Source organism: Acinetobacter sp. P8-3-8, assembly GCF_000214135.1.
In the GTDB taxonomy this organism is placed as follows: domain Bacteria; phylum Pseudomonadota; class Gammaproteobacteria; order Pseudomonadales; family Moraxellaceae; genus Acinetobacter.
This window is the reverse complement of sequence record NZ_AFIE01000036.1, coordinates 22,170-36,808: the sequence shown is the minus strand read 5'-3', so window position 1 is coordinate 36,808 and position 14,639 is coordinate 22,170. Positions and strand designations below refer to the sequence as shown.

Here is a 14,639-nt window from a genome sequence, read left to right as displayed (position 1 = left end):
GCATCTGAGAACTCACGTCCAACTCCTGAAGCTTTCACACCACCAAAGGGCACAGCAGGATCAAGGAAAGTATGCATATTCACCCAAATTGACCCTGCCTCAATTTGTGGAATTAAACGCATCGCCTTTGCTAGATCATTGGTCCATACGCTAGCTGTCAAACCAAACCGTGAATGGTTCATCATGGTGATTAACTCTTCATCCGTTTCAAATGCAATCACATCCACAACAGGTCCAAAAGTTTCTTCGAGAAATAATGGATCATCAATCCCTTGCACTTTTAACAACGTTGGTTCAACAAAATAACCTGTTGTTTGTAAGGCATTTCCCCCTGTAATTACTTGATTATTTCTTTGTGCCAAATCCAGATAATGTTTTACCTTTTCAAAATGTGGTCGGTTTGAAAGTGGGCCAAACATCGTCATCTCATCGAGTGGTGAACCAATTTTTAATTGCTGCACTACTGCTGAAGCCTTTTGTACAAATTCATCATATTTGGACTGGTGAATAAAAAAACGTTCCGGCGCTGCGCATACTTGTCCTTGATGTACAAAAGTTGCTTGTAACAAATTCGGTAATATTTCATCAATATTTACATCTGCCAGAATTGCTGCTGCATTCTTCCCTCCCAACTCTAGACTGACTCGGGTCAAGTCGTTTTTCATGGCTTGCTGACCAATTGCAATACCTGTTGGTACAGAGCCTGTAAACGACACTTTTTTCACCAATGCTGAATCAATCAAATACTGCCCTGTCTCACCTTTACCTGTTACAACATTGATCACACCTGCAGGTATGCCCGCTTCAATGGCAAGTTCAGCCAAACGTAATAATGACAATGTCGTAAATTCACTAGGCTTAAGCACAATAGTACAACCTGTGGTTAAAGCAGAACCAATTTTCCAAATTCCAATCATCAATGAAAAATTCCACGGTACAATCCCTGCTACAACCCCAACGGGTTGACGAACGGTATAAGCGCTATATTTCTCTCCATGCATTGAAGGAATAGAAGGTTGCATGGTCTGACCATTGATTTTGGTAGCCCAACCTGCAAAATATCTTAAAAATATAATAGATTGTGCAACTTCTAAATGACGAGAAAGGTTGATCAGTTTCCCTGTTGTTAACGTTTCTAATTGAGCCAATTCTTCAGCATGTTGTTCGACCAAATCAGCCAACTTATTCAGTTTTAAACCACGTTCATAAGGCGATGTATTGGCCCATGCATTGCTAAAAGCGTTGTGTGCACTTTGTACTGCTTTTTCAACATCCTGCTGGTCTGCCGTAGCAATACTTGCAATCACATGTTCAGTTGCAGGGTTAACCAATTCAATCCGCTCCGAAGTTTCGGTAGCAACACACTCACCATGAATAAAATGTCCATGGTGTCGTGCTATAAACTGTTGCACGCTTTCTAAAATTTTTACGTCACTCATTTAATTTTCCTGTTTATTTTGACTAAATCAACCAAGCGCACCTAACGCATTAGGACGATACCCGTGTTGATTTAATAGCTATACTGTAATAACAATTGTGTATAAGTATTCCATTGCTTATTTGGATACTGCGAACCACCTGTTTGAATATCTTTTTTAGGTTTATAAAAACCAATTAAAGGGATTACATTGATATGTGGATTCAATGACCAGACCGAATAAAAATCCAGTTCATAGCCACTTAGGTTTTGTTGTGTTTCTTTTATGGTATCGAACTTGTATGCAAATGCGCCTAACATCAGATTCTGTTTCGGGCTCATTGAAAAAGACAATTGGTGAATATTGCTATTACGGTTATTTGGTCCTGCATAATTTCCAGCAACCTCACCTTGTACCCAGCCACCTATCCCAACAGTATTGCCATAAAACATTGGATCATAATCTTCAGAATAATGACTAAAACGATAGCCAATGGTTGATTGATAAGCCGAATCGGGTAGCTGATAATTCAAAGCTACATAAGCCGCATTTTCATGTGATTGAGCATTGTCCTGATAAACTACCTCACTTTTTATTTGTAAATGAGGACTCAAAGCATAATTGCCTCTCAGGGCATAATTTTTTAAATGCTCTCGATTTGTTTCATGAAAAGCATCATCTAAATCCAATACTTCAAGATATGTTGTACCCAAACCAAATTTTTCAGTCTGATAAATCCCATCACCAACGAACATTTCTGTTGAATATTGTGCTTTATTGTCCGATTTTAAATAGTACAAACTGGTGGTCAGTTTATCCAAAGGTCGGTATTGTAATACTGTAGTAAAATCAAAAGCTTTTCTCGGTGCTAAATAATAAGCGCCTCCCCGATCCAGTGTTCCATCAGCCACGGATTCACCTAAATTTACTGCATCACCAGCAACCATAAACCCATCACCGACAATAATATTCTGACGTCCGATAGCCAAGTTGTAACGAGAAAAATCTTGTTGTGCAGTCGTATCTTTAATACCTAAAGACCATTCACCTAAATCAGTTTTACGCTCATGCCCATTAGTAAAATGTGCTGCATCACCATCAGCATAGGTCGCTGAACTAATTGCAATTGCACTTCCATACACGGCATGTTGATCAAAACTGGCTGAAGCTTTGAAGCCATATTTAGCTCCTAATTCCTGCCATGTTTTTTCTGGGTGATTATCGTCATGGTTTGCATAGCTTTTTTCACTATGAAAAATACCAAACATTACATCAGCATAAGGCTGAATTTCATAATCAATCTGGGCGGTGGCTTGCGTCATTGGCAAGAAAAATGCGCATGCCAATGCCGTAGCTGTCTGTTTAAACAACGTCATTGGATCAATCCTTTAAAAATAAGGATTAACACTCCTGTTAACCCTTGAAGAAAGTGGTATTAATGATGGTCTTGTTGTTGCTTGTCTTTTTTGTCTTTCTCACTATCAATATTCAGTGTCGGAGTGCTATCAAAGAAGTTCCACGGCTTAAGCAAGGTGTTAACCCATTCCGTTGGCATAATTGGCCATTCTTCAGCACGCGCCACATGCGTTGTTCCTGTAGTGAGCCAAACCACTAGATCTTTATTTTCAATATTCTGATCATTGTTAATAAATTGGCCTAAACCTGTGTCATGGGTTGAACGGTTAGAGTATTTCCCTTCAGGATAACGTTCATCCTGATTATATTGTGTGACCCAAATCTGTTTATCCATAAAACTTAAGCGTTTGAATAACCATTCATCTGGACTAAATTGAGCTCCTTTAGCAATTGGATGAGTTCCGCCAGCAAAAGGAATCAACTGATATGACACTGGGTTACCCATTTTATTTTCTTTATTTAAATTACTGATTAAACGGATCGTTGACGGGTCAAATTTCTCAGCTGCATTTTTTTCAGTTGCAATGATACTTGTATCAATTTGCATACTACTGGTTCTAACACCACCATCAGTCGTTGGTTTGATCACAGGATCCATGTGGACAAAACTATTCTCACCACCATCAACATCCATATCCAAACGATAGTTGTAAATATGTTGATGTGTCGTTCCAACAATATTGTGATCAATCAAAGTGCCATATTTAGTGTCTTCTTTGGCTGTACTATCATGCATCGTCCGTGATTTTACGCCTTTGACTGCCTCAATCCCTGTTGCACCTGCATTAATAGCGATGACACCATTCTGGGCAAAGACCCAGTCAAACATATAGTCATAATTTCCAACCGTACTGATCCAACGTACAACCAATTCACGGCGTTCTTCACTGGCATTTTGGTCACCAAAAATTTCCTTATGCTTATATTCTGGCCCTGCATAACGCTCAAAAATCGCAATAGCATTCGGAATGACCTGTGGCTGCCCCTTATAATCCGCAATAACAGCATCTAAAATCACCGCATTATCAGGTGCATCTTTCCCAGGATTAATCGATGAAGTGAGAGTTCCCATGCCATACTCGCCTGAATCCAAATAGGATTTAAAATACCAACCCAACTCAGGATCGCCATACGGCACAACCATTCCGCCTAAATGACCTTCATACATGACTTTCCTTTTCACGCCTTTATCTTTGTAAGTCACAGTTGAAAGTTGTAATCCGACCCGTGAATCCAACGCAACATGGAAGCACCAATTACCCCAATGTACAGTTTGCCCTGAAATCGAAAAGTTTTTGCCTTCGGGTTCTACAATATTTAAAGGTTTAGGTGGTTGTTTAGTATTTTTACTCACATAAGGTCGTGGTGCCATCGGGACAGGAATCAATGAAGCTTCTTCGATACGAATCACTTTCTTCTGATTTAAATCAACCACAGCCACAAGGTTTTCAATCGGATGTGCCCAATAATTACCATCACCGGTATCAAGATAAGAGACAACTTTAAGTACATTTAATTCTTTATTTAAGCCATCTTTCCCTCCGAAATAACCAACAGTCAACGGATTGGCAATCACTTTTTTAACATCATCAATGCCACGCTTTTTCAAAGCTTTGATATATTCTGGGCTATTCTCAATCGCCTTTTGTACTGTTTCAAAATCATCAACTAAGATCATCCCATGCGTGCTTTCGAGTACATTCCAAGCAGTGACTTGTTTACGATTTAAATCAACCTCACCTTCTATGGCTTGATTACCTTTGAGCAAAATAAAACTGGCAATACGATCGTCCTGAAAAGCTTTATGATTTAAAAAGTAATCCCAAACCTTAGCCTTATCTGGTTCTTTTAATTTTAATTCTGCAAAACGCATATTTGGATAGGCATATTTGGATTTTTGAATAATCTCATACGCTGCTTTAAGCTCAGTAGCATTCAGGCTATTTAACGGATGTTGCGTATTTTCAACCACAAAGGTTTGATCTAATCCTGACTGGAATACTTCATTAATAAAATGAGTACTGACCACAGCTTGACCATTTTTTTCAAGCAATGGGACACTTACCTTAAGCGGTTGACCATTGACCAAAACTGTATTTGAGTTTGGTTTTGCTCGAACCGTTAATGAACCTTTTGAGATGATATAACTATCAGTAAAATCATCTTTTTTTACATGCGCACCAAAATCATTCATATTTTGGTAAAGAGAAACCATTTCTGCGGACTGACCATGCGCATGCAGCTGTTGGTTAAGACATAAAACAGCTCCCATGATAGTGAGTTTAAATCCAATGACCTTATGAATGGCTTGAAGTAATTTATTCTGACGCATAGTTTACATCCTGTCTTTTATCATTCTTCTGCTTTCAATATAATTAAAAATTCAATGTCTTTTTCCATTATATTAAAAAACAAATCCCTTAAACAAAACCGCATATCTTCAATACAATTTTACATTTCAAAGTTATTTGATCACTTTTCATGCCATTACATCTTGTCTAATGATGACCTCAATGATGTCGAAAAATGACATTTTTAGATGCAAATCGGTTATAGACAACGTCACAAAATCATTTGGCGGTATTAACATTCGAAAATTATGAACGGTACAGCAATCGATAAAATCGAGATGAGATTCTCGACCAAAATAAGCTTTGATTCTTGTGATCAGACTAGTATTCAATAAGTTATAACTTATTAGCTTCTCTATATTTACGTGGTGAAATACCATAGACTTTTTTAAAAATTTTAGAAAAGTGGGCACTATCCCCAAATCCCCACCTTAAAGCAATTTCTGTAATCGATATTCTTTTATTTTTTAAATCTTTTAATTCAAATTGTATTTTTTCCAAGCGTTTCATTTGAATATATTTATTTACTGATTGTTCTTCAACTACAAATAATCGATACAAATGCCTTAAAGATACACCAATATGATTGGCAACGATTTTAGGGCTTAGATTAACATGTGACAAATTTTCAAGGATATAGCGTTCAGCCTTAAGTTTTAAGGAGTCACTCGCCCGAATATTTTTATAATTAATGGTCGGTTTAATCAAAGCAATTAATGCATCTTCAAAAGCATTACCATCTTCTTCTGCATACCAGAACTCAATGTTTTCACTGGAAATTGTTTTCAACATATTCTTCAATAAATGCGCACTCATATTGTGGCTAATTAATTTACCAAAATGTGCGGTGGTAATACCTTGTTTAAACAACTTATCTCGGGAAAGATGAACTGAGATATGACTAAATAAACCCTGAGGATGCATGGCTATATGCTCATCTGAATCTAATAAAACAATATCACCTTCACTTAGAAATAAGGTTTCATCGCGATATTTAAGTAACATCTTGCCGGTATATTGCAAAATTAGAAAACAAAATCGATCTTTAACCCGATCCAAAATATCTGGTTTTCGTTCTATAAAGCTGGCATTACTTTTGATAAAGGCAATTTCAGTTTGCCCAAGTAGAAAGGATTTTACTTCACCAATAAATAGAGAACTCTGCCCATCAAATCGAGTTTCAAACTCTCCACATACCCCTTGGATATGCTGTGTCCATGTATTGATTTCATTTTTAGTTGCATATGTCACATCCATGTCTCCCAACTTAAATCAATGAAATCTAAGGAACAGCCGATTATTCTAACAATGCTAATATCGGCTTCAACAATCCTCATTCAGCAACAAACTAATCCTTAATTTGTTGCCTGTTCTATTTACATAATACCTGCAATATCTTTTAAAATTTTAATGAAAATATCTTTTTCATTTTCAGGATATTTCTCGAAAACTTCATTCTGATGACTGTCTGCAATATCAAATAGATAGTGTGCCGTTTTCTTGCCTTTTTCAGTCAGTTTAAAGAAACCTTCACTTTCAACCAATAATCCATCTTTTTCCAAAATTGCAGCAGATTGCTCAACCTCATGCATTGGCATAGCAATATCACGAGGTAAATCTGCTTTGCTTGATGCTGTACCACTACCCAAAACCAATAATAATCGAGCTTCGCTGGTACGAAACCCTGTCACCAATTGTTTTGGAATATAATCATTTTGATAAAATTTGAAAGCACGGCTCATTAAATAGCACACATTACTATGCAAATGACCTTGGTGCATTTCACCCACATCTTCAACTTCAGTCGTAGCTGCTTTAACTTGCAGTAATGGATGCGGGGTTACACCTGAATAAGCACCTTGATGATAAACCAGTGGACTACGTCCTTCATCATGAAAATTGATCACTTTACCAATAATAATCCAGTGATCACCACCCTCAATAATCTGATGACGCTCACATTCAAACACCGCTGAACAATGATCCAATAATGGCGCTAATCCAGCACCTTGGCGATAGCTAGTTCCTTCATACTTATCAATATTACGTCTGGAAAACTTATTAGAAAGATCAATTTGCGAACCTGACAAGATATTCACTGCAAAATGTGTCGCTTGCTCAAACACATGAAAACTCGACGAATTCTTATCGATACTCCACAAAATTAAAGCAGGATCCAAAGATACTGAGTTAAAGCTATTCGCCGTAACGCCAACTTTTTCACCTTGTTCATTTTGTGCTGTCATAATCGTGACACCCGTGGCAAAATTACCCAACGCGCGTCTAAATTTCATTGGATCAATTGCGACAGGATCCATCGTATGTAATGCATTCATGCTTCTCTCCTGAATTCTTTGTCCCTATTCCAATATGGGATCAATCTTTTAACGTATCAAATACAATATTATTTAAATATCAAGTACTAATCGTGCTGATTTAGATCGTGAACAGCACACCAAAATCTGCTCGTTGCTGGCTTTTTCTTCATCGGTAAAATAAACATCACGATGGTCAGGTTCACCTTCAATCACATCACACATACAAGTACCGCAAACCCCTTGTTCACAAGACATTTCGATTTCAATACCTTCACGCGCTAAAGCTTGTAGAATCGTCTCTTCGGTATCCACCATAATGATCTTGCCACTGCGTTCTGCCACCACTTCAAAGGCATCCCCACCTGGTTCAAGCTCTACCTGAAAATACTCCTTATGAATCTGCTGTTCAGGAAAGTTTTGTGTGAGGGCTAAATTGATGACCCAATCCATAAATCCATTTGGGCCACAGGTATAGATATGGCTATTCTGATCAATATCCTGAATCGCCGATTGGAAAAACTCGCGATGACTTGCCCCTTCCGATTTAAAATGGAAAGTAGTGTATTGAGCCAATACACTATTTTTAATTTCATCAACGAAGGCACAACTTTTTGGACTAGCTCCGCAATAATGCAACTCAAAAGAAGCTCCTTCTTGTGCGAGCTTATAAGCCATGGTGATGAGTGGCGTGATGCCAATTCCCCCACCAATAAGCACAGAATGTTTAGCTTTTAATAAAGGAAATAAATTCTTCGGCTCACTGACCTGAATTTGCATACCATCTTTTAAATCATCAAATGCAGACACCGATCCGCCACGTGATTCTGGATCACGTAATATTCCTAAACGAAATATCCCGACATCATTTGGATTTTGGCAAAGCGAGTACTGTCGCACCATGCCATTGGGTAAATGCACATCGATATGCGCACCCGCTTCAATTTTTGGTAATTGTGTAGAATTTGCAGATTCAAATTCCATCACTGCAACATTTTCACCCTCTACATGGCGGTTTTTGACCACAACATTATAAAGTATCGTCATGATTTAACTCCCTGTTACGCATCTCGCTCAAGGCTTAACGCATAAATAATCCACCATTAATGTCCCATGTTGCCCCAGTCACAAATGCTGCACTTGGACTTGCCAATAACTCACAGGTTTCAGCAATAAATTGCATACTGCCTAAAGCTTTGACAGGGATGTTCTGAATAAATTGCGCCATTTTTTCGTCAGACACGACACTATGCACAATTGGTGATTCCATCGGTCCAGGAGCAATTGCATTCACAGTCACACCTTTTGCAGCAAACTCTTTAGCAAAGATTTTTGTCAAGGTTACAATGGCACCTTTGGTCGCTGCATAATGCGCCCCCGTTGCAGTTCCACCATTTTGCCCTGCCAAAGAAGCCATATTGACGATGCGACCATAGCCCTGATCTGCCATATATTTGCCAATGATCTGGCAAGACTGAAATGTGCCACGCTGATTAACCTGCGTGATCATGTCAAAATCCGCTGCACTAATCTCTAAAACTGGGGTTGCCTTGGTCATGGTGGCATTGTTAATCAACACATCCAGCTTCGAAAATTTCTGCTGAATCCACTGTACTGCGGCATGAAAATCAGCCTCAACCGAGATATCCAGTTTCAAGGCAGACATATTCTCTGCATGTGGACTACGTGCTTTGGCTTGCTCTGCTTTCTCTAAGGTACTGGCAGACAGGATCACTTGATGCCCTTGCGCTGCAAAATACTCAGCAATGACATTTCCTAGACCCGAAGCGGCACCTGTGACTAAAACAACCTGTTGCATTTTTTCGCTCCTAGAGAATGTAGCTGATACCCGCCAAGGTATCGGTTGAATTAACTAAATTGATAATTTTACGATTGATCTTAAACCCTTGTTCTGCATCACGAACCAGATGGAAAGTCACGTCAGCGGTATAATGTTTCAGATTTTCTTTACGGAATTCACGCAAGTTCTGCGCACAACGCAAAATGATTTCACCATCTTGATCTTTGACGATGCGGATACGCGAAACACTACGCACGGTATTGGCTTTCGGTGCAGTCGAAATGGCTTCACCATTTTCCAGACGCTGTACCCGTAACTTACGCATATGATGGTCGTCATAGGCATAGTTCAGATTATTTTCATAATCGGTCAGTTTGGGGTCAATCGGGATGATATATACGCCTTTTTCATTCCAGAGATCCAGCCAAGTATCATGCTCAGAATGATCCAGCATATCGGCTTCTGCCCAGACAAAAGCAGTCACTTCATTGAGTAAATTTAAATCAATTTTCATGGCATTCTCCCTAAGCCGTCATCAACTTTTTCCACTGCTGATACGCAGCACGCATACCTGTTTCAGCACTGACATCGCTCTTTAAACCATCTTCAGTTTTCACTTCACCTGGTAAACCACGATTCAGCATGATCCATAAATCATTACCTGCATTGGCACCATGTTGTACACGTTCCCACGCTTCCGAATCATCTGGTGTACCAAAACCAAATGGACCTTGGAAATGTTCATGCAGACGTAAGCGATATTGGTTGGCAATTTGTGGACCGCCATCCATGGTAATCACTGAATGGTGAATCTCAGTTTCATTCACTGAAATTGGTTGCATCACTCGGAAAAAGGCCATTGAACAAGCAATGTTCGGGAACAAATTCAAGTTGAAACCAGAACCACCCACCGCACGTACCATACGACGCACTTCTAGCTCTGCATGTCCTTCATCACGTAAGGCTTGAGCAAGATCTTCAAAACGTTCCTGAATTGGACGCTCCATTAATTCTTCATCCAGATCAACCAGTTCAGGAATCATCACCATCACACTGTGACCATTGCCTAGGTCTTCGACATAACCCGGCTGATTTTCAAAGTTAAACAGCTCTTCGGTTTTTTCATCAACTGAACTTAAAAATGACTTGTGCACCAATGGGAAATGATAAGCATCCGTAGTATTTTCCAACTGGATTTTCCAGTTACCTGGGAAACGGAAACGGTGCTCGCCCAAGACTTTGATCGGATAACCTGCACCTTGTTTCATAAACAAGTCGATCCATTTTTTCGCAGCACCCAAGAAATCGTCTAAAGGTTCAATATCCTGTTTAAAAGTGGCGAAAATCATGCCGTTGTATTCTTCAACGCGTAGGCTAATCAGTGGAAACTCAGATTTATCCAAACATTCGCCATAGCTTTCAGGTGAAGGCACACCACGTAATGAGCCATCTAATGCATAGCTCCAGCCATGGTATGGACAAACAAAACTGTTGGTTTTACCTTTTTTATGTTCACAGACCGTTGCCGCACGATGGCGACAGCGATTGAGTAAGACATGGACTTTTTTCTTACGATCACGTACCACCACCACAGGTTGCTTACCAATATGAATGGTCTTATAACTACCGCCATCTGGAATCTCGCTGGCATGCGCCACCCAAACCCAAGTGCTGTAATAAATCTTTTCCATCTCATCTTCAAAGATTTTTTCGTCTTTATACAATGAGGTATGGACACGATCACTTTGCACCAATTCGTTGTAATCCATCTCAATGTTGTGCATTGGAATAATACTGTTCATATCCACTATCCTTTTTGGTCTATCCATTAGTTACTGAGATGGCACTGGCAATACGGCTGTGCTGTCCCAGTGTGATACAGGGCGACTGAAAATATTTTCAGTCTGAAAATGTTTGATCTTCCAACTTCCATCGTGTTGCTGTTTAAACTGCACCGTGAGTTTGGCGGCATTTAAATGGCTGTGATCATTTCTAAAAGTTGAAGTCTGCAACATCAACCAGCTTGCACTGGCTTGATCCGCTTCGATATAAATTTGCTCTGAACTGACAAAATGCGCATTTATGACAAAATGCGACTGTTGTTGGGTATAGCTTTTGAACATGTCAAAAATGGCTTGCCAAGATGCATAGCGACCAAAAGACTGTGAATATTTCTCACCAATTCCTTCCCAAATGCTGTCCTGATCAAATAAATCCATCAATTCATTCAGGTCCGTATTGGCATTCAAATCATCACAAATTTCCATATAACGGTTAATACAGTTACGAATCGCGTTTTGGGCTTCGAGCTGTTGTAGGCGTTTTAATAGCACTGTTAAATCCATTGGCTCATTCATGTCATTCATCCTTGCTGCCATAGTGGTTAATACAAATAAACTTATAAATAACCAGGCGTTGGCTTCATACCAAAGCTGACTAATCCTGCATTTTGTAAAGTAGCATCCCCCATGAAAGCATGCTGAGTCACCACATTGGTGTCATTCACAAAACGACTGAATGGGTTATGGGTATAGATCGCTGTCATTCCTGCAAGCATTTGCATTTTGCGCGTCACTCGTGCACACACACGGGCCACATGAGTACATGATAAACGCATATCACTGATCTGCTCTGGTGTCGGAGTACGACCTGCTATAACTTCATTCCAAACAATTTGCATGGTGTCATAGAACCAAACACGGGCTGCCTTAAACTCACCTTCAGCTTGGGCAAATTCATATTGGGTTACAGGTCGGCTGGCAATTTCCGCACCACCAGTAATTGAAGATTTACCTGGCGCTAATTTTTGAAACTCTTCTAACGCTGCGGCTGCTACACCAATGCCAACAACAGTTAGCACCTGTGTCGCTAATGACAATGAGGGATATTTGAAAAATGGTTCAGGAAGCTTTGATGGTTCACCACGAACAAAAGTCCAATCTTTAGCAACTAAAACATCTTCCACCACCAAATCATGACTGCCTGTACCTTTTAAACCAACCGTATCCCAAGTCATTTCAATCTTGGCTTTTTTGGCAGGCATCACCGCCATTCGAGGTAAGCCTTGAGCTTCATTATCTTTACGTGGAGAGATTCCAACCCCCACAATGTCTGCCCCCATACAGCCACTAGAAAATTTCCAGCGACCACATACCACAACACCATCATCAGTAATTTCCGCAGGTTGTGGTGGAAAAATTCCGCCTGCAAACACAATATCAGGGCTATCTTTATACAACTGCTCAAGCGTTGCTTCTGGCAAACTGCCCAAATAGGCAGGACTCATACCAAAACTTGCGACCCAGCCAACTGAGCCATCGGCCTTAGACAATTGTTCAATCAATTCACAAAACTGTTTAGGTGACCACTCATTACCCCCAAAGCGTTTTGGAACCAAAGCACGATAGACACCTAACTGTTTCAATTTATCGATAATGTCCTGACTCACATAAGCCTGATGGTCAAACTCACCTGTACATGCCCGTTCACGAATTTCCTGACATAAAGTTTCTAATTCCATTTCTTTTGTATCCATGACAAATTCCTTTGTAGATAAATCATTCATTACCTAGCTCCTTGGATTTATTACACTGCATTCACGATATAGCTTGCTATCGCACACAAATGCTCATCTGCATTTTGTTTCGCTACTATTTGCAATCCCACAGGTAAGCCTTCTTCTGTTTCAAGTGGTATTGAAATCGCAGGATGTCCAGACAAATTAAAAGGACGTACCAAAGCGGTTAAATTCAAAAAAGCGACCGTATTTTCTGCATCAATCAGTTTTGGTGGGATTTGTGGGAGAGTCGGCAATAACAAGGCATCATATTCAGTGAATAAGTGATCAATTTCCTGAATAAATTTTGTTCTAATACACTCAGCTTGTTCAACCTGTTGCAGGGTCGTTTCTGCCGCTTTGAGTAAACGATGCTGCACATCCTTACCCAATAAACCTGTTTCGGTTAATTCGCCATAAGCTTGCCAACTTTCATAGTTAATAATTTGCATCCCAGCCTGAAATGCTGATTCAAAGCTGTCGACTGAGACATGTTTTGGTACAAGACTTTTTTGAGCAAAAAATTTTTGAATACAGTCCAATACCGCTGTATCAGCTTTAACGTCGAGAACAGCAAGTTTTGGAGCTTGCGTCAGAGATGCGATTGGTTGAAACGTCGGGTCAATGATCTGCATTGCTGTTTCAATCATTTCTACAGAATTTGCAAATGGTCCTACACAATCCAATGAACTCTCTGCTGGTTGCACGCCTTGGCGACTCACCCGATTGAACGTTGGCTTTAAACCATAAATACCGCAACATGCAGCAGGCATACGAATCGAACCACCTGTATCAGTGCCTAAGCTAAAATCAGCAAGCCCAGCTGCAACGGCAGCTGCTGAACCACTTGAAGAACCACCAGGAATAAGGGCAGGATATTTAGGATTCAGTGCAGTACCAAAAGTGTGATTAATCCCTGTAATACCAAAAGCAAGTTCGTGTAAATTAGTTTTTGCTGTAATTTGACAATCTGCCAATAAAATACGATCTACAACTTCTGCATTTGTTGTTGCAGGCTGACTCTGCATGAGTGCTTTACTGCCCGACATAGTTTTCATCCCTTGAATGTCTATGGAGTCTTTCACCATGACCTTCAAAGCGCCCACTCCTTTTTGTACCTCTTGTACAATAATATTCATTCACTTTTCCATGTATTTTTATCCTTAATATAAATATCGTAAAAAGTAATGTAATTGTCAAGTATTTTTCATCACCAAGAACACAGAAAATAAGTTTTAATTTTTGTATAATGATTGATAGTTATTTTTATAAAGTTATCACTTGGCTATGCTTACTCATTTAGAACAATTTCTACCGAATAATGAACCTAGCAGTTTACAGAGTTATCCATTTTTCTGGATATCACAAGTCAATGGGAAATATACTCAGCTCATTGAAAAATCAATAAAAAAATTGGGAATTGATAATACTCGTCGTAGAATTATTCTGAGTACCAATGCTTTAGGTCAAGCCAGCATTACTGAAATTGCCAATTTATCTACGCTTAAACTGACTACAGCAACCAAAGCCATTTATCGTTTGGTTGAGGATGATATTGTTCAAGTGTTCTCTTCTGAGTCAGATGAACGTATTTCAATGGTCAAATTGACTGAAAAAGGCAAAGTTTTGATTGAGCAAATTAATCAAATTAGCCAAGTAACTCTGTCTGGAATTTTGAATGCTTTTGATGACGACGAGCTTCATCATCTGAATGCACAATTAAAAAAGATATTTGACCTCATGCCACCTAGCTAGCTCGTATTTACAAGCCCAAAAGCTAAA

Annotated in this window: 13 protein-coding genes; 1 reads left to right on the top strand and 12 read right to left on the bottom strand. The window is 39.4% G+C overall.

Translation table 11 applies throughout. The features are described from left to right. The 12 genes from GGG_RS0113630 to GGG_RS0113575 form a co-directional block, all read right to left on the bottom strand. Positions 1 to 1,439 (bottom strand): aldehyde dehydrogenase family protein (locus GGG_RS0113630; protein ID WP_010115795.1); only part of this gene is annotated, 1,439 nt, incomplete at its 3' end. Positions 1,440 to 1,510: 71 nt separating this feature from the next. Then, positions 1,511 to 2,794 carry a hypothetical protein gene (locus tag GGG_RS0113625; protein WP_010115793.1) on the bottom strand — a complete coding sequence of 428 codons (1,284 nt, stop codon included), beginning with the start codon at positions 2,792 to 2,794 and terminating at the stop codon, positions 1,511 to 1,513. Between the two features lie 59 nt (positions 2,795 to 2,853). Next, positions 2,854 to 5,166, bottom strand: coding sequence for a primary-amine oxidase (gene tynA, locus GGG_RS0113620; protein ID WP_010115791.1), 2,313 nt, complete (start codon positions 5,164 to 5,166; stop codon positions 2,854 to 2,856). Positions 5,167 to 5,521: 355 nt separating this feature from the next. Continuing rightward, the gene (feaR, locus tag GGG_RS0113615; RefSeq protein WP_227500503.1) at positions 5,522 to 6,436 is read right to left on the bottom strand and encodes a transcriptional regulator FeaR; all 915 of its coding nucleotides are present in this window, start codon (positions 6,434 to 6,436) and stop codon (positions 5,522 to 5,524) included. 125 nt (positions 6,437 to 6,561) lie between these two features. Next, on the bottom strand, positions 6,562 to 7,521 hold the full coding sequence (locus GGG_RS0113610) for a p-hydroxyphenylacetate 3-hydroxylase reductase component (protein ID WP_010115789.1): 960 nt from the start codon (positions 7,519 to 7,521) through the stop codon (positions 6,562 to 6,564). Positions 7,522 to 7,593: 72 nt separating this feature from the next. Next, positions 7,594 to 8,547, bottom strand: coding sequence for a PDR/VanB family oxidoreductase (locus GGG_RS0113605; RefSeq protein WP_010115788.1), 954 nt, complete (start codon positions 8,545 to 8,547; stop codon positions 7,594 to 7,596). Positions 8,548 to 8,581: 34 nt separating this feature from the next. Further along, complete coding sequence (locus GGG_RS0113600; protein WP_010115787.1) at positions 8,582 to 9,319, bottom strand: SDR family NAD(P)-dependent oxidoreductase; 738 nt, start codon at positions 9,317 to 9,319, stop codon at positions 8,582 to 8,584. A gap of 10 nt (positions 9,320 to 9,329) precedes the next feature. Beyond that, complete coding sequence (locus GGG_RS0113595; RefSeq protein WP_010115786.1) at positions 9,330 to 9,815, bottom strand: aromatic-ring-hydroxylating dioxygenase subunit beta; 486 nt, start codon at positions 9,813 to 9,815, stop codon at positions 9,330 to 9,332. Positions 9,816 to 9,825: 10 nt separating this feature from the next. After that, the gene (locus tag GGG_RS0113590; protein WP_010115784.1) at positions 9,826 to 11,103 is read right to left on the bottom strand and encodes a Rieske 2Fe-2S domain-containing protein; all 1,278 of its coding nucleotides are present in this window, start codon (positions 11,101 to 11,103) and stop codon (positions 9,826 to 9,828) included. 30 nt (positions 11,104 to 11,133) lie between these two features. Next, complete coding sequence (locus GGG_RS0113585; RefSeq protein WP_010115783.1) at positions 11,134 to 11,658, bottom strand: nuclear transport factor 2 family protein; 525 nt, start codon at positions 11,656 to 11,658, stop codon at positions 11,134 to 11,136. A gap of 41 nt (positions 11,659 to 11,699) precedes the next feature. Next, positions 11,700 to 12,866, bottom strand: a complete 1,167-nt coding sequence (locus tag GGG_RS0113580) for an acyl-CoA dehydrogenase family protein (RefSeq protein WP_010115781.1) — start codon at positions 12,864 to 12,866, stop codon at positions 11,700 to 11,702. A gap of 20 nt (positions 12,867 to 12,886) precedes the next feature. Then, positions 12,887 to 13,996: an amidase gene (locus GGG_RS0113575; protein ID WP_010115780.1), complete on the bottom strand. Its 1,110-nt coding sequence runs from the start codon at positions 13,994 to 13,996 to the stop codon at positions 12,887 to 12,889. Positions 13,997 to 14,144: 148 nt separating this feature from the next. Between GGG_RS0113575 and GGG_RS0113570 the strand changes: the two genes are divergently transcribed. After that, positions 14,145 to 14,612, top strand: coding sequence for a MarR family winged helix-turn-helix transcriptional regulator (locus tag GGG_RS0113570; protein WP_010115779.1), 468 nt, complete (start codon positions 14,145 to 14,147; stop codon positions 14,610 to 14,612). Positions 14,613 to 14,639 lie beyond the last annotated feature (27 nt).

Coding starts and splice junctions, on each gene's coding strand:
- GGG_RS0113610 (WP_010115789.1), bottom strand. CDS start 7,521: ATGAATGCATTACATACGATGGATCCTGTCGCAATTGATCCAATGAAA.
- GGG_RS0113605 (WP_010115788.1), bottom strand. CDS start 8,547: ATGACGATACTTTATAATGTTGTGGTCAAAAACCGCCATGTAGAGGGT.
- GGG_RS0113625 (WP_010115793.1), bottom strand. CDS start 2,794: ATGACGTTGTTTAAACAGACAGCTACGGCATTGGCATGCGCATTTTTC.
- GGG_RS0113585 (WP_010115783.1), bottom strand. CDS start 11,658: ATGAATGAGCCAATGGATTTAACAGTGCTATTAAAACGCCTACAACAG.
- GGG_RS0113590 (WP_010115784.1), bottom strand. CDS start 11,103: ATGAACAGTATTATTCCAATGCACAACATTGAGATGGATTACAACGAA.
- GGG_RS0113570 (WP_010115779.1), top strand. CDS start 14,145: ATGCTTACTCATTTAGAACAATTTCTACCGAATAATGAACCTAGCAGT.
- GGG_RS0113575 (WP_010115780.1), bottom strand. CDS start 13,996: ATGAATATTATTGTACAAGAGGTACAAAAAGGAGTGGGCGCTTTGAAG.
- GGG_RS0113580 (WP_010115781.1), bottom strand. CDS start 12,866: ATGAATGATTTATCTACAAAGGAATTTGTCATGGATACAAAAGAAATG.
- tynA (WP_010115791.1), bottom strand. CDS start 5,166: ATGCGTCAGAATAAATTACTTCAAGCCATTCATAAGGTCATTGGATTT.
- GGG_RS0113595 (WP_010115786.1), bottom strand. CDS start 9,815: ATGAAAATTGATTTAAATTTACTCAATGAAGTGACTGCTTTTGTCTGG.
- GGG_RS0113600 (WP_010115787.1), bottom strand. CDS start 9,319: ATGCAACAGGTTGTTTTAGTCACAGGTGCCGCTTCGGGTCTAGGAAAT.